The 17,991-nt window shown below is 58.9% G+C and carries 18 protein-coding genes; 13 read left to right on the forward strand and 5 right to left on the reverse strand.

Annotation, left to right across the window (positions count from 1 at the left end; genetic code table 11):
- Positions 1 to 76 precede the first annotated feature (76 nt).
- Complete coding sequence (locus CYD26_RS04370; protein WP_102051874.1) at positions 77 to 1,648, forward strand: PAS domain-containing methyl-accepting chemotaxis protein; 1,572 nt, start codon at positions 77 to 79, stop codon at positions 1,646 to 1,648.
- On the opposite strand, the gene CYD26_RS04375 is transcribed toward CYD26_RS04370, so the two are convergent.
- The 4 genes from CYD26_RS04375 to norR all read right to left on the reverse strand — a co-directional run bounded on the left by CYD26_RS04375 (position 1,645) and on the right by norR (position 5,331).
- A complete protein-coding gene (locus tag CYD26_RS04375) occupies positions 1,645 to 2,433 on the reverse strand; it encodes a YkgJ family cysteine cluster protein (protein WP_065758895.1) in 789 nt (262 codons plus the stop codon). The two genes, CYD26_RS04370 and CYD26_RS04375, sit on opposite strands and share 4 nt — an antisense overlap.
- Positions 2,411 to 2,728 carry a hypothetical protein gene (locus CYD26_RS04380; protein WP_065758894.1) on the reverse strand — a complete coding sequence of 106 codons (318 nt, stop codon included), beginning with the start codon at positions 2,726 to 2,728 and terminating at the stop codon, positions 2,411 to 2,413. Before CYD26_RS04380 ends, CYD26_RS04375 begins: the two co-directional genes overlap by 23 nt.
- Positions 2,729 to 2,806: 78 nt before the next feature.
- A complete protein-coding gene (locus tag CYD26_RS04385; protein ID WP_065758893.1) occupies positions 2,807 to 3,706 on the reverse strand; it encodes a chemotaxis protein in 900 nt (299 codons plus the stop codon).
- A gap of 71 nt (positions 3,707 to 3,777) precedes the next feature.
- Complete coding sequence (gene norR, locus CYD26_RS04390; RefSeq protein WP_099773580.1) at positions 3,778 to 5,331, reverse strand: nitric oxide reductase transcriptional regulator NorR; 1,554 nt, start codon at positions 5,329 to 5,331, stop codon at positions 3,778 to 3,780.
- A 154-nt stretch (positions 5,332 to 5,485) separates the two neighbouring features.
- Here norR and hmpA point away from each other — a divergent pair, with 154 nt between their 5' ends.
- The 9 genes from hmpA (at position 5,486) to alaC (ending at position 15,512) form a co-directional block, all read left to right on the forward strand.
- On the forward strand, positions 5,486 to 6,667 hold the full coding sequence (gene hmpA, locus CYD26_RS04395; RefSeq protein ID WP_065758891.1) for an NO-inducible flavohemoprotein: 1,182 nt from the start codon (positions 5,486 to 5,488) through the stop codon (positions 6,665 to 6,667).
- Between the two features lie 338 nt (positions 6,668 to 7,005).
- On the forward strand, positions 7,006 to 7,512 hold the full coding sequence (locus CYD26_RS04400) for a disulfide bond formation protein B (RefSeq protein ID WP_102051875.1): 507 nt from the start codon (positions 7,006 to 7,008) through the stop codon (positions 7,510 to 7,512).
- A 560-nt stretch (positions 7,513 to 8,072) separates the two neighbouring features.
- Positions 8,073 to 9,020 carry a ubiquinol oxidase subunit II gene (gene cyoA / locus CYD26_RS04410; RefSeq protein WP_065758889.1) on the forward strand — a complete coding sequence of 316 codons (948 nt, stop codon included), beginning with the start codon at positions 8,073 to 8,075 and terminating at the stop codon, positions 9,018 to 9,020.
- Between the two features lie 3 nt (positions 9,021 to 9,023).
- A complete protein-coding gene (gene cyoB / locus CYD26_RS04415; RefSeq protein WP_065758888.1) occupies positions 9,024 to 11,045 on the forward strand; it encodes a cytochrome o ubiquinol oxidase subunit I in 2,022 nt (673 codons plus the stop codon).
- A gap of 3 nt (positions 11,046 to 11,048) precedes the next feature.
- The gene (gene cyoC, locus CYD26_RS04420; protein WP_099773582.1) at positions 11,049 to 11,672 is read left to right on the forward strand and encodes a cytochrome o ubiquinol oxidase subunit III; all 624 of its coding nucleotides are present in this window, start codon (positions 11,049 to 11,051) and stop codon (positions 11,670 to 11,672) included.
- Entirely contained in the window at positions 11,673 to 12,002 is a 330-nt protein-coding gene (cyoD, locus tag CYD26_RS04425) for a cytochrome o ubiquinol oxidase subunit IV (RefSeq protein ID WP_065758886.1), read from the forward strand. It begins immediately after the preceding gene.
- Between the two features lie 10 nt (positions 12,003 to 12,012).
- Positions 12,013 to 12,900, forward strand: coding sequence for a heme o synthase (gene cyoE, locus CYD26_RS04430; RefSeq protein WP_065758885.1), 888 nt, complete (start codon positions 12,013 to 12,015; stop codon positions 12,898 to 12,900).
- 125 nt (positions 12,901 to 13,025) lie between these two features.
- Entirely contained in the window at positions 13,026 to 14,156 is a 1,131-nt protein-coding gene (locus CYD26_RS04435; protein ID WP_065758884.1) for a hypothetical protein, read from the forward strand.
- Between the two features lie 123 nt (positions 14,157 to 14,279).
- Positions 14,280 to 15,512 carry an alanine transaminase gene (gene alaC, locus CYD26_RS04440; protein WP_065758900.1) on the forward strand — a complete coding sequence of 411 codons (1,233 nt, stop codon included), beginning with the start codon at positions 14,280 to 14,282 and terminating at the stop codon, positions 15,510 to 15,512.
- Between the two features lie 53 nt (positions 15,513 to 15,565).
- On the opposite strand, the gene CYD26_RS04445 is transcribed toward alaC, so the two are convergent.
- A complete protein-coding gene (locus CYD26_RS04445) occupies positions 15,566 to 16,045 on the reverse strand; it encodes a GNAT family N-acetyltransferase (RefSeq protein ID WP_102051876.1) in 480 nt (159 codons plus the stop codon).
- Positions 16,046 to 16,187: 142 nt separating this feature from the next.
- Here CYD26_RS04445 and CYD26_RS04450 point away from each other — a divergent pair, with 142 nt between their 5' ends.
- From CYD26_RS04450 to CYD26_RS04460, 3 genes are all read left to right on the forward strand, one after another.
- On the forward strand, positions 16,188 to 16,565 hold the full coding sequence (locus CYD26_RS04450) for a YkgJ family cysteine cluster protein (RefSeq protein WP_065758882.1): 378 nt from the start codon (positions 16,188 to 16,190) through the stop codon (positions 16,563 to 16,565).
- A gap of 98 nt (positions 16,566 to 16,663) precedes the next feature.
- Positions 16,664 to 17,233, forward strand: coding sequence for a hypothetical protein (locus CYD26_RS04455; RefSeq protein ID WP_145991778.1), 570 nt, complete (start codon positions 16,664 to 16,666; stop codon positions 17,231 to 17,233).
- Positions 17,234 to 17,412: 179 nt separating this feature from the next.
- Entirely contained in the window at positions 17,413 to 17,802 is a 390-nt protein-coding gene (locus tag CYD26_RS04460; protein ID WP_065758880.1) for a lysozyme inhibitor LprI family protein, read from the forward strand.
- Positions 17,803 to 17,991 lie beyond the last annotated feature (189 nt).

Below are 17,991 nucleotides of genomic sequence, written 5' to 3' on the forward strand. Positions count from 1 at the left end.
GTCAATGTTTCAGAAAAAAAACACCTTAGAGTCGAACGCCCTGCCGATTTTCTGCCAACAATAATGAGCGCCCACAATGAAGAGCAATCTGCCTGTGACTGGCCGCAATATGGATTATCCCGGCGATGCCAACATCCTCTCTACCACTGACCTTACCAGCGCGATTACCTACGCCAATGATGACTTTGTCAGCATCAGCGGTTTTAGTCGCGAAGAGCTTATAGGGCAGCACCATAACCTCGTGCGCCACCCGGACATGCCACCGTTGGCCTTCGAGCAGATGTGGCAGACGCTCAAGCGCGGGCGTTCGTGGATGGGGTTGGTGAAGAATCGTTGCAAGAATGGCGATCATTACTGGGTCAGTGCATTTGTGACACCGATCACCAGCCAGGGGCAGACGGTTGAGTACCAATCGGTACGCACCAAACCGGCAGCAGCGCACGTCGAGGCCGCCGAGCGGTTGTATGCCCAGTTGCGCAGTGGTCGTACCAGCTGGTTGCAGCGCCTGCCTGTGCCGGGGCTGGAGTGGCAGTTATGGGGCGGCATGAGCCTGGCATTTACCGTGGCAATGGCCGCGCACTGGCTGCTGCCACTGTCGGATCTACTGACCCTGGCGCTGAGCTTTGCACTGAGTGCTGCCGTGGTATTTCCCCTGTTACGGCCCTTTGAACGCTTGCGACGCCGTGCCAAGGCAGTTGCGGACAATCCATTGAGCCAGCAGCTGTATACCGGTCGCCGGGATGGCGTCGGGCAAATCGAGTTTGCCATGCTGATGCTGGAGTCTCAGGTGGGCGCTGTGGTTGGGCGCATTGGCGACACGTCCAAGCGCTTGGCGGTGGAAGCGGCTGAGCTGGCCAGCCACCTGCACAGCAGTCACAACAGTACGCTGGGCCAGCAAAGTGAAACGGATCAGGTGGCTACTGCCATCCACCAGATGGCGGCCAGTGTGGCTCAGGTCGCCAGCAGTGCTCAGCAGGCCTCACAGGCGGCGGACCAGGCTGAAGATGAAACCCAGAGCGGGCAGCAGCTCGTTGATCAGAGCCAGAACGCGATTTTGCAGTTGGCCCGTGAGCTGGAGGTTGCCACGCAAGTGATCCACAACCTGGAGAGCCACAGCAGTGAGATTTCCAGTGTGCTGGATGTCATTCGCAGCATTGCCGAGCAGACCAACCTGCTGGCCTTGAACGCCGCCATCGAAGCGGCTCGGGCAGGGGACCAGGGGCGCGGCTTTGCCGTGGTGGCTGACGAAGTGCGCGGCTTGGCGAAGCGCACTGCCCAATCGACTCAGGAAATTCAACGCATGATCGGTGTGTTGCAAAGCGGTGCGCGCAATGCCGTGCTGGCGATGCAACAGAGCAGTACCTATGTCGGTAATAGCGTTGAGCAGGCACAGCGTGCTGCCAGTGCGCTTGATGGCATCAGCCAGCGGGTTACCCAGATCAATGAAATGAGCCTGCAGATTGCGGCGGCGGTCGAAGAGCAAAGCAGTGTCAGTGAAGACATCAACCGCAACATCACCAGCATTCGCCAAGCCAGCGAAGTCACGGTCAGTGCCGGGCAGCGCGGCCACCTGAACTCCAGCAATGTTGCCGAGCTGGCCGAGGGCTTGCGGCAACTGGCTGACGAATTCTGGCGCCGCCGCAGTTAACCGGCCTGAAGTGGAATGAAGCTGTAGTAGGTCGCCGGTTCGCTGGTGACCTGCGCACCCAGCGTTTGCAATTGCTCGGCCAATAGCGGATCGGTCACGTGCAGGCGCCAAGCGCTGCCGGTATCGGCAGAGGCCTCGACGTCACGGATCGCGCTCGCCATGGCCTCGACGGTGGGCAGGTAGGCGGTGAAACCGTTGCCCTTGACTGCGCTGACATCAATGCCAAGGTGTTGGCAGATCGCAACTTTGGCGCGGATATCCTCGCGGTCAGCCTGACGCGATTGCTCGATCAGTGCTGCCAGTTCCGGGTCCTGGAGCTGGTCGCGGTGAATCAACAGCGGCCCATCCTGCCAGGCTTCGGGTGGGCAGTCCTTGGCCTCGGGGCGCAGCGGAATGTGCGGGTTTATTTCCATTGGGTAGATGCGGCACACCAGTGGCCGTTCCGTGTAGATGCGGCAGCGGTAATCCGCATCCAGGTTGCGGCAGGGGCCGACGTTATACGCCGCAAAGGTCACCGCCAGGTGGATCTGGCTCGCGCCGCACGCCACCGGAAAACTGCGGCGCAAGGCATGCTCGCGCTGGCCGTCGGGCAGCCCTGGGCCCTGCTCGAAAAACGCTTCGAGCAAGACAATCAGTTGGCCGCCGGATGCGCTCCAGCGCCCGGCTTCGGCCAGGGTCAGGGGCACATGATGATCGGTACAGCATTTGCCGCAGCCGACGCAATTGAACGGGGTGGAAAGAGACACGGTAGTGGGCTTCTTCTTAGCGGACGGGTGTGACGGCATCCCACTCGGTCACGTGGGCAGTACGGGTTTCACGGTGGTACAGGCACAGTTCGGTACCGGCCTTGTTCTTCATGTGCGCAGGCTTGTAGTGCCCCTGCAAGAGGATCGCCGTGTAACCCACGCTGTCATCGAACAAGGCACTCTGCTTGAGCGGCTTGACTGCGGTGAGTTGGCTGGCGGCTACGCAGGTGGCCAATGCCTGGTGTTGCGCGTCGGCCCAGGCTGCATCGCTGGAGGCGTTCGCCTGGGTGAGAGGCAAGGCCAACAGGCACAGGGTCATTACGGCGTTTCTCATGGTGCGCGCCTCGTGGGCAGTGACGGTTGCTTGCGATTATGCCTCAGACCGACTGCCCGACAAGTGAGCACAATGCCTTCACTGGCCGAAGTCGGCCACCGTACGTGCAGCATGGATCAGGCAGTCGGTCAGCTCCGGTGAGGAAAACTTGGTCAATACGGCATTGGCTCCGGCGGCCTTGGCTTTCTCGCTGTTCATGGCGCTGTCCAGCGAGGTGTGCAGGAGCACGTAGAGGTGCTGGAAGTCCGGCGTTTCGCGCAGGGTGCGGGTAAAGGCGTAGCCATCCATTTCGGACATCTCGATGTCCGAGACCACCACATTGATCTCCTGATCAGTGCCTTGCAGCTCCAGCAGTTTGTCGATGGCTTCCTTGGCGCTGCGGGCGGTGTGGCACTCGATACCCAGGTTGCGCAAGGTGTGTACCGACTGCTGCAGGGCCACCTGGCTGTCGTCGACCACCAGAATATTGGCAGCGCCAAGCACCGCAGCGTCTTCTGGAGCCAGCTCGATATGGGTGTGATCGTGAGGCGCAGGGGTAATGCCGTGAATCACTTTTTCGATGTCCAGCACTTGCACCAGCGTACCGTCGACCTGGGTTACCCCGGTAATGAACGACTTGCCGCCCGAGGCGAAGGGTGGCGGGCGAATGTCGGTACTCAAGCAGTGAACGATCTTGCTCACGGCTTGTACGTGCAGGCCCTGTTTTGAACGGCTGATATCCGTAACGATCAGGCAGCCCCCGTCCGGGTCGAGCAAGGGGCGCTCGCCGATGGCGCGGGACAGGTCGATCACCGACAGCGAGTTGCCGCGCAAGGTGGCGACGCCTTTGACATGCGGGTGGGACTCAGGCAACCGGGTCAGCGGTGGGCAGGCGATAATCTCGCTGACCTTGAGCAGGTTGATGGCCATCAGCTTGCCGCTGCGCAGGGTGAACAACAGCAGCGACAGCGAGTCCGCACGGGCTTTTTGCGAGACCATAGGCACCTTCAAGGTTTAAGAACAGGGTGAGATGTCGGGTTATCGGCCCGGCATCGGCTGGCTTTAATGCGTCAGCGTAGACCGAGGCGCTTGGCCAGGCGATTGAGGTTGGCCCGATCCAGGCCCAGCTCGCGTGCGGCACTCGCCCAGTTGTGTTGATGGCGTTCCAGGCTGGCTTTGATCAGGTCGCGCTGGTAGGTGTCCAGCGCCAGGCGCAGGTCGCCGACCACCGTCGCACTGGCAGGGCTTGCATTGTTGCTGACCGATGCTGCCTCACTGTGGGGTGCCGGCAAGTCGAGGTCGCTGGCGCTCAGGCTGAGAATTTTCGGTCGTTCCGGGTGTTGTCCAAGGGCCTTGAGTGCCGAGCGGCCAATCAAGTGCTCCAGCTCGCGGACATTGCCTGGCCAGTTATAGGCCAGCAGTGCGGCCTGGGCGTCGGGGGTCAGGCGCAGGCTGTTCAGGCCCATGCGGGAGCGGTTCTGTTCAAGGAAGTAGCCGCTGATCAGCAGCACATCGCGCCCACGCTCGCGCAGCGGCGGCACCTGCAGTGGGTAGACGCTCAGGCGATGATAGAAGTCGGCGCGGTAGCGACCGGCGCGCACCTCTTCGGAGAGGTCGCGGTTGGTGGCGGCAATCAGGCGCACATCCACCCGATGATCCTGATCCGAACCCAGCCGTTGCAACTGGCCGCTTTGCAGCACGCGCAACAATTTGGCTTGCACCTGCAGGGATAGCTCGCCCACCTCATCGAGAAACAGCGTACCGCCGTTGGCCAGCTCGAACTTGCCGCGGCGTTCACCCACCGCGCCGGTAAAGGCCCCGCGTACATGGCCGAACAGTTCGCTTTCCACCAGGGTGTCGGGCAGGGCGGCGCAGTTCAGGCTCACCAGCGGCTTGTCGGCGCGTGCCGAGGCTGCATGAATGGCCTGGGCCACTAACTCTTTGCCGACCCCGGTTTCGCCGGTGATCAACACCGTCAGGTCGCTGCCGCCTACCAAGGCGATCTCTTCAAGCAGACGTTTGTGCGGCTTGCTCTGGCCGATCAACTCCCGCTCCTGAAAACCACTGGCCTCGCGGTAGAGTTCGGCTCGTTGGTGTTCGTCCTCTATGCGCAGGGCCAGGCGCTCGATCCGTTCGGCCACCTTGACCGTTGCGGCGGCCAGGCTGGCGAAGGCTTGCAGGGCATCAAGCTCGATCTGCTGAAAGCGTTCCGGGGCGAGTGCGTCCAGGGTAATCAGCCCCCAAGGCTGTTCATCAACGAACAGCGGACAGCCCATGCAGTCGTGTACTTCAAGGTGCTGGTGCAGACCTTCGACCAGGCCGTCATAAGGGTCGGGCAGGTCGCTGTCGCTGGCAAAGCGTGTGGGTTCGTGACGGCTTAGCAACACCTGAAAACGCGGGTGCTCGCTGATTTTGAAGCGCCGCCCCAGGGTGTCGGTACTCAAGCCGTCGACCGCCAATGGCACGAGCCATTCGCCCTCACGTTTCAGCAAGGCCGCAGCGTCGCATGGCAACAGGGTTCGCATGGCCTGCAGCAGGCGTCGATAGCGTTCGCGCTCCGGCAACTCGCGGGACAGGTCGCTAACCAGTGGCAGCAGGGCGGTGAGCAGGGGCTTTGCGGTCATAATGACTCCTGTTGGTCGAAATGACTATAAAACAGATGGGGTCATAATGACTCTATATTTTTAAGTTATTGATTTTATTGGATTTTAAACTTGGCACGGTTCCTGAATTACTCATGGCAGTTTTTACAGAAGCCATAGGCTCAGGAGTCCCCTCATGCTCAATGCCCAAGACCGTGCAATCATCAAAGCAACCGTGCCGCTGCTGGAAAGCGGTGGTGAAGCGCTGACCACGCACTTCTACAAGCTTATGCTCAGCGAGTACCCCGAGGTGCGTCCGCTGTTCAACCAGGCTCACCAAGCCAGCGGTGATCAGCCACGTGCTTTGGCCAATGGCGTACTGATGTATGCGCGGCACATCGACCAGCTCGAGCAACTGGGTGGCCTGGTCGGGCAGATTATCAATAAGCATGTGGCCTTGCAGATCCTGCCAGAGCACTACCCGATCGTCGGTAGCTGCCTGCTGCGCGCCATTGAAGAAGTGTTGGGCAGTGAAATTGCCACCCCTGAAGTCATTGCCGCCTGGGGTGCGGCCTATCAACAACTGGCCGACATCCTGATCGGCGCCGAAGCCCAGGTTTATGACCAGAAAGCCGAAGCCGTCGGTGGCTGGCGTGGTGCGCGGGTGTTCAAGCTGGCTGCGCGGGTGGAGGAGAGCAGCGAGATCGTTTCCTTCTACTTCGCGCCTGAAGATGGCGGTGCGATTCTGGCGGCAGAGCCTGGTCAGTACATCGGCCTGCAGCTGTTCATCGACGGCGAAGAGCATCGTCGCAACTACTCGCTGTCGGCATTGAGCAAGGGCGGCCAATACCGCATCAGTGTCAAGCGTGAGGAGGGCGGTAAAGTCTCCAACTACCTGCACGAGCAACTGCAGGTGGGCGATACCCTGAACCTGTTCCCGCCGTCGGGCGAGTTCACCTTGGCTGCCAGCGACAAGCCGCTGGTGCTGATCAGTGGTGGCGTAGGCATCACGCCGACGCTGGCGATGGTGGAGGCAGCGCTGTCCACGGGCCGCTTGATCCACTTTATCCACTGCGCCCGTAACGGTGCAGTGCATGCCTTCCGTGGCTGGATCGATGACCTGGCGGCGACGCATCCGCAGTTCAAGCGCTTCTACTGCTACGCCGAAGACGATGGCGCCAGCCCGGCTGCCGATGCCGTGGGGCTATTGACCCTCGACCAGTTGGATCAGTGGCTGCCGGCTGAGCGTGACCTGGATGCCTACTTCCTCGGGCCCAAGGGCTTCATGGCGACCGTCAAGCGTCACCTGAAAGGCTTGGGTGTGCCGGAGCAGCAGAGCCGTTATGAGTTCTTCGGGCCGGCGGCAGCGCTGGAATAACCCGCCACAGTCCCCAACAAGGCCGACTCCTGCCTGGAGCCGGCCTTGTTGGCGGTTCGATACGCTGCGCCGCGCCGCAGCGGAAAAAGCTCGATGTGTAAAAACCTTTAAAGGTTAATCCTGCATTAATCAGCTTATCCTTCACTGCCTGATGTCTATCACGCATGCCTCCTTTCCGATACGGTCCGTTGCCCCGAGGTAACGGTCGGCGATCGGCCGAGCCGCGATGGCTGATGCGGGGCGCGAATTTTGCACATTCAAAGGCCAGAGCCAGCGTGTAGACTTTCGTGTGGCGGTGGGCCGCCAGCGGAGTCATTTATCTATTAAAGGGAACGGCAATGAATGAACACGTACAGCGCCTGAATCGAGAGCGGCGCTTTCTGGTTCTGCTGGGGATAATCTGCCTGGCGTTGATCGGAGGCGCACTGTATATGCAGATCGTCCTTGGTGAGGCACCGTGCCCGCTGTGTATCCTGCAGCGCTATGCGTTGCTGCTGATTGCCCTGTTTGCCTTCATCGGTGCGGCCATGCCCGGTAAGCGCAGCCTGACGGTCTTCGAGATACTGGTAGTACTGAGCGCCATAGGCGGCATCGCCGCTGCGGGCAACCATGTCTATATTCTGGCTAACCCGGCCGTCAGTTGTGGTATCGACACCCTGCAACCGATCGTCGACGGGTTGCCGCTGGCTTCGGTTCTGCCGCTGGTGTTTCAGGTCGATGGCTTTTGCTCCACGCCCTACCCGCCGGTGCTGGGTTTGTCGCTGGCGCAATGGGCGTTGCTGGCCTTTACCCTGACGGCTGTTCTGGTACCGCTGGGCATCTACCGCAACCGTCGTCAGCCTTAGACAAAAGTCACGCGTCGGGCAAGTGCGCTGCGACATCCGGTACGCCTTGAATGTCGCAGCAGCATTGATCTGGATCAAGTTGCAGCCCTTGTAGTGCGGGCCTTTCAGGCGTACCGGGAGGGGTGCGACAAACTGTCGCAAAATTGATTTTGAACGATTTATTGTTGCAGTTTCTGTAAAGGACTGTTGCGTAATAAGTCATAGTCAATGCCAAGTTACATATCTACAATCGCCCCCAATTTCCGTTCGGCACCGCTTGCGAGTCGCAGGATTAAAGGAGCTAAGGCTCTTTTCGCTGACTCTGTCGAGCATCGCCAGCGGCGATGCCGGGCTGACCCCCCTCCGTGATTTCCCGCACCAAATGGACTTGGTCTGAAGACAGGCCCGTTGCCTACGAAGTCAAAATAATAACCGTCGTTATATAAGGTTTTGCTGAGTCGCCACTGTGCTCCTCCATGCATGACCCTATTCGATCCCGTAAATGCTAACGCTTGGCAGGACGAAGTGTTGGCGACCAAAACACAAATTGCATTGAAGCAAGCTGCTCTAGAGGTCGTGAAATGAGTAAAAAGCGTTACCCCAGACTGTTTGGCATTCTGCCCTTTTTAGGCATGCTTTTTCTCAGTGGGTGCAATTGGACCCTGCTCGACCCTAAGGGTCAGGTCGGCATTGAGCAAAAGAACCTTATCCTGATCGCTACCGGCCTGATGCTGTTGGTGGTGATTCCGGTCATCCTGATGACCATCGCATTCGCCTGGAAGTACCGTGCTTCCAACAAGGCGGCCAACTACACGCCTGACTGGTCGCACTCGACCAAGATCGAAGTGGCGGTCTGGACCATCCCGGTGCTGATCATCATTGCGCTGGGCTATGTCACCTACAAGACCACCCACTCGCTGGATCCGTATCGTCCTCTGGACTCCGAGGTCAAGCCGGTACAGATCGACGTGGTCGCGCTGGACTGGAAATGGCTGTTCATCTACCCGGAACAAGGCATTGCCACGGTCAACAAGATCGTCTTTCCGGCCAACACCCCGGTTAACTTCCGCGTGACCTCCGATGCGGTCATGAACTCGTTCTTCATCCCGGGCCTGGGCGGTCAGATCTACGCCATGGCCGGTATGACCACCAAGCTGCACCTGATCGCCAACGAGAAGGGTGAGTTCGACGGTATCTCCGCCAACTACAGCGGTGCGGGTTTCACCGGTATGAAGTTCAAGGCAATTGCCACCTCTCAGGCTGATTTCGACGCCTGGGTAAACGAAGTCAAGCAGTCGCCTAAGCAGCTGGAAGCAGCTGAGTACGAGGCTCTGGCCAAACCAAGCGAAAACAATCCGGTTGCGCTGTACGGCGCTGCACCGGCTGACTTCTTCCAGACCATCGTCGACAAGTACGAAGGCATGAAACGTGGCAAGCCTGTGCACCACGAGAAGGAAGCCAGCAAGGAAGTAGCCGCTGTGCAAGAGGTGGACACGAGTATGCATTCAGCTGCTGGGGCAGAGGAGTAAGAGATGTTCGGTAAACTAAGTCTGGATGCGATACCGTATCACGAGCCGATAGTCATGGTGACCATTGCCATGATCGCGCTCGGCGGTATCGCGCTGATCGGTGCTATCACCTATTTCCGCAAGTGGACCTACCTGTGGACTGAGTGGCTGACTTCGGTCGACCACAAGAAAATCGGGGTGATGTACATCATCGTCGCGATGGTCATGCTGCTGCGCGGCTTTGCCGACGCCATCATGATGCGTACCCAGTTGGCCATGGCCACTGGCGGCGGCGAGGGCTACCTGCCGCCCGAACACTATGACCAGATCTTCACCGCTCACGGTGTGATCATGATCATTTTCATGGCCATGCCATTCTTCACCGGCTTGATGAACATCGTTCTGCCGCTGCAGATCGGTGCGCGTGACGTGGCCTTCCCGTTCCTGAACTCCCTGAGCTTCTGGCTGCTGGTGTCCGGCGTTGCGCTGGTCAACATCTCCCTGGGCGTTGGTGAATTCGCCAAGACCGGCTGGGTTGCCTATCCGCCGCTGGCCGGGATTCAGTACAGCCCTGGCGTCGGTGTGGACTACTACATCTGGGCGCTACAGATATCCGGATTGGGGACAACGCTAACGGGCGTCAACTTCCTTGCCACCGTGCTGAAAATGCGCGCGCCTGGCATGAAGCTGATGGACATGCCGATCTTCACCTGGACCTGCACCTGGGCCAACATCCTGATCGTTGCATCGTTCCCGATCCTGACCGCTACGCTCGCACTGCTGACTGTTGACCGTTATCTGGACTTCCACATTTTCACCAACGAGCTTGGTGGGAACCCGATGATGTACGTCAACCTGTTCTGGGCGTGGGGTCACCCTGAGGTGTACATCCTGATCCTGCCGGCGTTCGGCGTGTTCTCGGAAGTCATTTCGACCTTCACCGGCAAGCGTCTGTTCGGCCACAAGTCGATGATCTACGCCAGCGGCGCGATCTCGGTACTGGGCTTCGGCGTTTGGCTGCACCACTTCTTCACCATGGGTTCGGGCGCTAGCGTCAACACCTTCTTCGGTCTGGCGACGATGCTGATTTCGATCCCGACCGGTGTGAAACTGTTCAACTGGCTGTTCACCATCTACCAGGGCCGTCTGCGCTTCACCGCGCCAGTATGCTGGACCCTGGGCTTCATGATCACCTTCTCCATCGGTGGTATGACGGGCGTTCTGCTGGCGGTTCCAGGTGCTGACTTCGTTCTGCACAACAGCCTGTTCGTGATTGCTCACTTCCACAACGTGATCATCGGTGGCGCGGTATTCGGCTACATCGCCGGTTTCGCCTTCTGGTTCCCGAAAGCCTTCGGTTTCACCCTGAACGAGAAGTGGGGCAAAGCGGCCTTCTGGTTCTGGATCTCCGGCTTCTACGTGGCCTTCATGCCACTGTACGCGCTGGGCTTCATGGGTATGACCCGTCGTCTGAACAGCTCGACCAACCCTGCCTGGGAACCGTACCTGTACGTTGCCGTGGTCGGTGCGGTGCTGATCCTGTTCGGTATCGCCTGTCAGCTGATCCAGCTGTACGTTTCGATCCGTGATCGCAAGCAGAACATGGACGTCACCGGTGACCCGTGGAACGGCCACACCCTGGAATGGTCGACTTCGTCGCCACCACCGTTCTACAACTTCGCCACCCTGCCAGTTAATGCCGGCCTGGATGCATTCACCGAAGCCAAGCGTGATGGCTCTGCGTACAAGGCACCTGCCAAGTACAGCGCGATCCACATGCCGAACAACACCGCCACTGGCGTGTGGATGGGTGCACTGATCACTGTGTTCGGTTTCGCCATGATCTGGCACATCTGGTGGCTGGTTGTCGCCAGCCTGGTTGGCACCATTGCTGTCTTCGTTGCTCACGCTGCACGTGACGACCAGGGCTACATGGTTCCTGCAGAGGAAGTCGCCCGCATCGAGGGTGAGCGTTTGAAGGCCTTGGGCCTGGCAACCGGCTCCCCAGTGCATGGCGCACGTGTCGAATCGTTTGAACGGGTTTAATCAATGTCCAGTCATGTATTGAATGCTGATGCTGCTCATGGTCACGACCATGGGCACGAAGAACACCACGACTCGGGCCCGATGACCGTATTCGGTTTCTGGCTCTACCTGATGACCGACTGCATCCTGTTTGCGTCGATCTTCGCGGCCTTCGGGGTACTGTCGAATAACTTCGCCGGTGGCCCGTCGGGTCATGACATCTTTGAACTGAACTACGTACTGGCTGAAACCGCGCTGCTGCTGTTCTCCAGTATCACCTTCGGTTTCGCGATGCTGGCGATGTACAAGGGCAACAAGAATGGTGTGCTGGCCTGGTTGGCCATCACCTTCCTGTTGGGCCTTGGCTTCATCGTGATGGAAGTCAACGAGTTCCACCTGCTGATCTCTGAGGGCTTCGGTCCTCAGCGCAGTGGCTTCCTGTCGGGCTTCTTTGCACTGGTGGGTACTCACGGTCTGCACGTGACCGGCGGCCTGATCTGGATGGCTGTAATGATGTACCAGATCAACAAGAAGGGTATCACCGCGACCAACAAGACCCGCATGAGCTGCCTGAGCCTGTTCTGGCACTTCCTGGACGTGGTCTGGATCTGCGTGTTCACCGTTGTCTACCTGCTGGGGGTTCTGTAAATGGCTAACGCTCACCATAGTCACGACGCCAGCCACGGCAGCTACAAGTCGTACGCGATCGGTTTCATCCTGTCGGTCATCCTGACGGTCATTCCATTTGGTCTGGTGATGTACCCAAGCCTGCCAAAAGACATGACCATCCTGATCGTGGTGGCCTTCGCAGTGATCCAGGTAGTAGTCCATCTGTTCTACTTCCTGCATCTGGACAGCTCGCGTGAGCAGCGCTGGAACGTCAGTGCCTTCCTGTTCACAGGGCTGGTTATCGTGCTGCTGGTCGGTCTGTCCCTGTGGATCATGTTCAGCATCCACACCAGCATGATGGCGAAGTGAGGTAGACGGCATGTCCTTTAAGCACTTTATCCAAATCACCAAACCGGGGATCATTTTCGGTAACGTGCTTTCTGTGGCAGGCGGTTTCTTCCTTGCCGCGCAAGGGCATGTCGACTTCGCACTGTTCCTGGCGACGGTTATTGGTACTTCGTTGGTGGTGGCGTCCGGTTGCGTGTTCAACAACTGCATCGACCGTGACATCGACCTGAAGATGGAACGTACCAAGAACCGCGCCATGGTTCAGGGCCTGATCTCGCTGAAACTGGCGCTGGTCTACGCCACCCTGCTCGGGGTGGCCGGCTTTGGCCTGCTGTACGTCAAGGCCAACCCGCTGGCGGCGCTGTTTGCCCTGATCGGCTTCATCATCTACGTCGGCTTCTACAGCCTGTACCTGAAGCGTAAATCGGTGCACGGCACCCTGGTTGGCAGCCTGTCCGGTGCCATGCCTCCGGTGATCGGTTACTGCGCCGTGAGCAACAGCTTCGACCTGGCTGCGCTGACCCTGCTGGTGATGTTCAGCCTGTGGCAGATGCCGCATTCCTATGCGATTGCGATCTTCCGCTTCAACGACTACCTCGCAGCGTCGATTCCGGTATTGCCGGTAAAGCGCGGCATTGGGGTCGCCAAGAAGCACATCCTGCTGTACATCATCGCGTTCTTGCTTGCCACCCTGATGCTCACCATCGGCGGTTACGCCGGCATGAGCTACATGGCGGTAGCAGCGGCCATGGGCATGTACTGGTTGTACATGGCCTGGACCGGCTACAAGGCAGTAGATGATCGCCTCTGGGCACGCAAGCTGTTCGTGTTCTCGATCTTCACCATTACCGCCCTGAGCGTGATGATGTCGCTGGACACCAAAGTGCCGACCGAGTTGTTGCTGACTTACGCGCACTGACAGTCGCCTGCTTCATGAAAAGCCCCGGCTCAATGCCGGGGTTTTTTTTGGGCGCGTTTCCGTATGCCTGCGTTTTTTCGCTGCGTTTAGTCTGCTGCCATCTTCAATCAGATCGAGTTGGCAGCATGAGCATTTTGACAGTGTATTTTTGTGGTACCGGTTCCCATCGCTTTGACGACCTTCACCCCAATTTCTGGGATGGTGAGTTGGTGTCGACGCTGGCCTCTAACACGCAGGGCCGGGAGTTTGCTGATTGGATCATCATTGATGGCCCAGGAAGCGGCAACCTGCAGGCGGATGAAATGTTTGTCGAAAACAAGGCGTACGGCATGACCGGCACCTTGTTTGGCAGAGGTTGGGATGAAAACGTAGGTCATGCACTGCAGATCATCAAAGGCCGCTGCGATTGGCAGCGTCAGGATTTGACCGAGCAGGAGTACAACCAGCTGAAAGCCGCCGGTGTTCCGATCAAGGACCTTGAGGCTAGTGGTTCCTGGTTCTGGCGTCGCTATAGCTATGGTAAGCGTGACGTTACACCACAGCAGTTGCAGGAACAGATCATCAAGACCTTCCGCAAGAACGGCGTCATCCCTACCCAAGTGAACATGGTTGGCTGGAGCCGTGGTGGCATCAGTTGCCATATGCTGGCCAACGCCATGGCCAACGACGCAGCGCTCAAGCACATACCGGTGAATATCTTTGCAATCGACCCGGTACCTGGCTTGCTCAATTTCCAGGATAACCGGGTAAAACTGGCAGCGAACGTGAAGGAGTATGTAGCGTTCTACGCACGCGACGAGCGCTCCAAAGGCTTTGCTTGTGTCATTCCGCAGACCGCCAGCAGCACCCGTACATGCGTGTACCCGATGCCGGGCCGACACGCTACCCTGGTGGGCAATGCCGCTGCCGACGGTGCCTCGGGGGACAAGGCGTTGGCCGAGCCGGGGTTGATCGTGCGGCATTTCGCGGAAACCTGCCTGACCCGTTGGGGCACCTCGTTGAGCAAGCGTCTGCAGTTGAATGAAGGGCAGTTGAAGGTGCATCACAAGGTCTTGAACGACCACGACCCGCGCTATCAGGCCATGCGCAAGCACTCTTATACCCTCATCACCGAATCGGATAAAAACGAGCGAGCGGTGAGCCTGGGCAGTAACGGTGTGCCGTTTTCTTCGATTCAGGGTAGCCACCTGAGCCCCAAATCCGGCTTGGCCACGCCGCTGGAGTGGCATGACGGGGCGTACAAAGACATTTGTTAAGCCACACAATTTTCTTCGGTAGCTCTGGACAGCGGTGACCTTGGCGCTCTATTGTTTGCCTCGGCCACCGCAGTGGCCAACGTCGCTCGGACGGTTCCGGGCGCTTACGTCTTCGAGGAAGCCATGGCTGACCAAGGTTCGCCGCGCCGCTTTGCGCGCATTGATCGTCTCCCCCCTTACGTCTTCAACATCACCGCCGAACTCAAGATGGCTGCACGCCGTCGTGGCGAGGACATCATCGACCTGAGCATGGGCAACCCCGATGGGGCTACGCCACCGCACATCGTCGAGAAACTGGTGCAGGTTGCCCAGCGTGAAGACACCCACGGCTATTCGACATCCCGCGGCATTCCACGCCTGCGCCGCGCCATCTCGCGTTGGTACAAAGAACGCTACGAGGTCGACATCGACCCTGAGAGCGAAGCCATCGTGACCATTGGTTCCAAGGAAGGTCTGGCGCACTTGATGCTTGCCACCCTCGACCATGGCGACACGGTGTTGGTGCCCAACCCCAGTTACCCGATTCATATCTACGGTGCCGTGATCGCAGGCGCCCAGGTGCGTTCCGTGCCGTTGGTGCCGGGCGTGGACTTCTTCAATGAGCTGGAGCGGGCGATTCGCGAGTCGATCCCCAAGCCGAAGATGATGATTCTCGGCTTCCCGTCCAACCCGACCGCGCAGTGCGTAGAGCTGGACTTCTTCGAGCGCGTGGTGGCACTGGCCAAACAGTACGACGTGCTGGTGGTTCACGACCTGGCCTACGCCGACATCGTCTACGACGGCTGGAAAGCCCCGTCGATCATGCAGGTGCCGGGTGCCAAGGACATTGCAGTGGAGTTCTTCACCTTGTCCAAAAGCTACAACATGGCGGGCTGGCGGATTGGCTTCATGGTCGGTAACCCGGAGCTGGTCAATGCCCTGGCGCGGATCAAGAGCTACCACGACTATGGCACCTTCACACCGCTGCAGGTCGCGGCGATTGCCGCTCTGGAAGGCGATCAGCAGTGTGTGCGCGACATCGCCGAGCAATACCGGCAGCGGCGCAACGTGCTGGTCAAAGGCCTGCACGAGATTGGCTGGATGGTTGAAAACCCCAAGGCCTCGATGTACGTCTGGGCAAAAATCCCCGAGCCGTATGCGCACCTGGGGTCGCTGGAGTTCGCCAAGAAAATGCTGGCCGAGGCCAAGGTCTGCGTATCGCCAGGCATCGGGTTTGGTGATTACGGCGACGATCACGTGCGTTTCGCCCTGATCGAGAACCAGGACCGTATCCGTCAGGCACTGCGTGGTATTCGCCAGATGTTCCGCGCAGACGGCCTGGAACTGCCGAAAGCGACCAAGCCAGCCCGCGATTAAGATCGCAGGCAAGCCTGCACCCACAACGGTTGGGGCAGGCTTGCCTGTGATACTCAAGCCCTCTGCAGGCGCATCTGCACCAACGCCACCCGCTCACCGCGCTGATTGCTGCGCTCTTCGATCCCGTAGGGCACAAAGCCCAACTGTGGGTACAACAACAGGCCGGCGGTGTTCTGGTTGAAGCAGGACAATTCCACCTCCTTGGCCTGGTAGTGCTCCCGTGCCATCGCGATCATTTGCTCGATCAGGTAACGGGCTACACCTTGGCCCCGGGCTGCCGGGTCGACAATCACATTGCCAATCGAACAGCGCCCACCTCGCTCCCATTCATAGAAGTTGGCGAAGCCGACAACCCGCCCATTCAGCTCGACCACCGTTGAGTTGGCGCGCTGATCAATGGAGGCTTGCAACTGTGCCTCGGTCAACGGAAACGAGGCTTTCGGGAACATGAAGTAGAGCTCTTCCGGGCCTTGTGGGAAGGTGCAGAGCAGTGCGAGATCAGCAGCGACAACAGGGCGGTGAGTCAACGGCATCAAAGGCCTCCTTGGCCGGGCAGTAGCAGTCTGTCGGGAACGCGAATTTAATTTTTGCGCCCACTGTTCAAATACTGGGCGAAGCATAGAATATTGCTCGGGTTTCTCCCTATAACGATATTCCTCCCCCCTGTTCCCCATCATGTCCGAAAACAATCCTTGTTTGAATTGCGGTGCCTGCTGCGCGTATTTCCGTGTGTCTTTTTTCTGGGGTGAATGCAGCTCGGCTGGCGGGCTGGTGCCCGACGAACTGGTCGAGCAGATCAGCCCTAGCCGCGTTGCCATGCTGGGCACAGGGTGTAAGCCCAGCCGTTGCATCGGCCTTGAGGGTGAAGTGGGCAAGGCGGTCAGTTGCTCGCTGTATGAGCAACGCTCAACGCCTTGCCGTGAGTTTGATGCGGCCTGGGTCAATGGCCAGCCCAATCCGTCCTGCGATAAGGCGCGGGCGGCCCATGGGTTGCCACCGCTGGAAGCCAACGAGCCGAGTTGGCCGGACGACGACGGCGCCTCTGCCGCCTGAGCTGTCTGGTTTTGTGCGTAACAGGGCGAAAATACAAGCGTCGAGCGGCGTGATCGCTTAGGGTGGCGCACTTTTGAAACGGTCAAATGGATATGACAGTGCGCCCAAGTTACCTCTCGATCAGCGTGATGCTGTTCCTTTGCAGCCTGTTTTTTGATGCACTTGAGCTGAATACGGGCAGCGCGTTTTCGGCGATGCATTTGCTGATTGCCGGCTGGTGGGGCGTTATTTTCGAGCTCTATGGCTGGTTCGCCAACCCGTTGCTCGCTCTGGCCTTGTTGTGTCGACGGCGCTGGCCGAGGTTGGCGTTAGTCATAGCCCTGGCGGCCTGGGGGCTGGCGCTTTCCTGCCTGTGGATAAGCCGGGTGCCGGACAACCATAGCTATGATTTTGCCCGTGTGGCCGGGTTTGGTTGGGGCTACTACCTCTGGCTCGCCGCGTTTACAGTGTTTGCCGCAGGGCAGGGCTGGCATTGTTGGCAGCGACGAAAGGGTGTCGAAATACCCCGTTGGCGCCTGCTCGACTGGCTGCTTCTGATCGCACTGAGTGCCACAGTGTTCTGGGCCAGTGGCAACCTTGGGCCGCTGCATCAGGTAAAGGTCGAGCGCCAGACGGTATCTGCCGAGGACAGCATGGCGCCTCAACGGCTGGCTGAGGTGCCCCACTGAACCACCACTCTACCGACCACGATCAGGCACGGCTGTGTAGTCAGGCGTATCGCGCCATCAGCCCGTTGCGCCTGCAAATAGGCCACCCAAGGGGGCAATGCTTCCCATTGTCTTGGCGCTGTCCGGCCTGCATGCTGCGTCTTTCTGTCGATCTGCTGACGTTCCCAAGGACCTAGAACATGAAAAAAACGACCCTTTGCGCCGCGCTATTGCTGTGTACAACGACGCAAGCGGTGCTGGCGAAAGACGGCTACTCGGCGGCGTACAGCCAGTGCATGGATGCCTCCGGCGGTGTTACCTCCACCATGAATGAATGCAGCGGCGCCGAGATCAAGCGCCAGGACGCTCGCTTGAATCAAGGCTATAAAACCGCCATGGCCGGCCTGGAACCTGCCCAGCAAGGCAAATTGCGTGATGCTCAGCGTGCATGGATCAAATACCGTGATGCCAACTGCGGTATGTACTACACCCTTACCGGCGGCACCATGGACATACTCAATGGTGCAGCGTGTACCCTGCGCATGACCAAGGAGCGGGCAGATGAGTTGGCCACGCTGCTTGGGCCATAATGGTGCTTAACCCTGGCAGATGAGCGGTGTTGCATGCATCAACTGATCTGCAAACAGTCATATATGTTCCGGGGTATAGTTGCAGGCCTTGGAACATACTCCGGCAACGCAGTAGTTATGCCTGTTTGAAACAGCACATACCATCTTTGATGAATCGTTTAATGGCTTTTATCAGGGTGAAGTTCACGG

Source organism: Pseudomonas sp. FFUP_PS_473 (genome assembly GCF_002858665.1).
Classification (GTDB): Bacteria; Pseudomonadota; Gammaproteobacteria; order Pseudomonadales; family Pseudomonadaceae; genus Aquipseudomonas; species Aquipseudomonas defluvii.

What these genes read in the sequence shown, in the direction of transcription:
- CYD26_RS04445 (WP_102051876.1), bottom strand. Translation starts at nt 16,045, where the DNA reads ATGCCGTTGACTCACCGCCCTGTTGTCGCTGCTGATCTCGCACTGCTC.
- CYD26_RS04400 (WP_102051875.1), top strand. Translation starts at nt 7,006, where the DNA reads ATGAATGAACACGTACAGCGCCTGAATCGAGAGCGGCGCTTTCTGGTT.
- cyoE (WP_065758885.1), top strand. Translation starts at nt 12,013, where the DNA reads ATGTCCTTTAAGCACTTTATCCAAATCACCAAACCGGGGATCATTTTC.
- CYD26_RS04385 (WP_065758893.1), bottom strand. Translation starts at nt 3,706, where the DNA reads ATGGTCTCGCAAAAAGCCCGTGCGGACTCGCTGTCGCTGCTGTTGTTC.
- cyoD (WP_065758886.1), top strand. Translation starts at nt 11,673, where the DNA reads ATGGCTAACGCTCACCATAGTCACGACGCCAGCCACGGCAGCTACAAG.
- CYD26_RS04375 (WP_065758895.1), bottom strand. Translation starts at nt 2,433, where the DNA reads ATGCCGTCACACCCGTCCGCTAAGAAGAAGCCCACTACCGTGTCTCTT.
- cyoC (WP_099773582.1), top strand. Translation starts at nt 11,049, where the DNA reads ATGTCCAGTCATGTATTGAATGCTGATGCTGCTCATGGTCACGACCAT.
- CYD26_RS04380 (WP_065758894.1), bottom strand. Translation starts at nt 2,728, where the DNA reads ATGAGAAACGCCGTAATGACCCTGTGCCTGTTGGCCTTGCCTCTCACC.
- cyoB (WP_065758888.1), top strand. Translation starts at nt 9,024, where the DNA reads ATGTTCGGTAAACTAAGTCTGGATGCGATACCGTATCACGAGCCGATA.
- hmpA (WP_065758891.1), top strand. Translation starts at nt 5,486, where the DNA reads ATGCTCAATGCCCAAGACCGTGCAATCATCAAAGCAACCGTGCCGCTG.
- norR (WP_099773580.1), bottom strand. Translation starts at nt 5,331, where the DNA reads ATGACCGCAAAGCCCCTGCTCACCGCCCTGCTGCCACTGGTTAGCGAC.
- alaC (WP_065758900.1), top strand. Translation starts at nt 14,280, where the DNA reads ATGGCTGACCAAGGTTCGCCGCGCCGCTTTGCGCGCATTGATCGTCTC.
- CYD26_RS04450 (WP_065758882.1), top strand. Translation starts at nt 16,188, where the DNA reads ATGTCCGAAAACAATCCTTGTTTGAATTGCGGTGCCTGCTGCGCGTAT.
- CYD26_RS04435 (WP_065758884.1), top strand. Translation starts at nt 13,026, where the DNA reads ATGAGCATTTTGACAGTGTATTTTTGTGGTACCGGTTCCCATCGCTTT.
- CYD26_RS04370 (WP_102051874.1), top strand. Translation starts at nt 77, where the DNA reads ATGAAGAGCAATCTGCCTGTGACTGGCCGCAATATGGATTATCCCGGC.
- cyoA (WP_065758889.1), top strand. Translation starts at nt 8,073, where the DNA reads ATGAGTAAAAAGCGTTACCCCAGACTGTTTGGCATTCTGCCCTTTTTA.
- CYD26_RS04460 (WP_065758880.1), top strand. Translation starts at nt 17,413, where the DNA reads ATGAAAAAAACGACCCTTTGCGCCGCGCTATTGCTGTGTACAACGACG.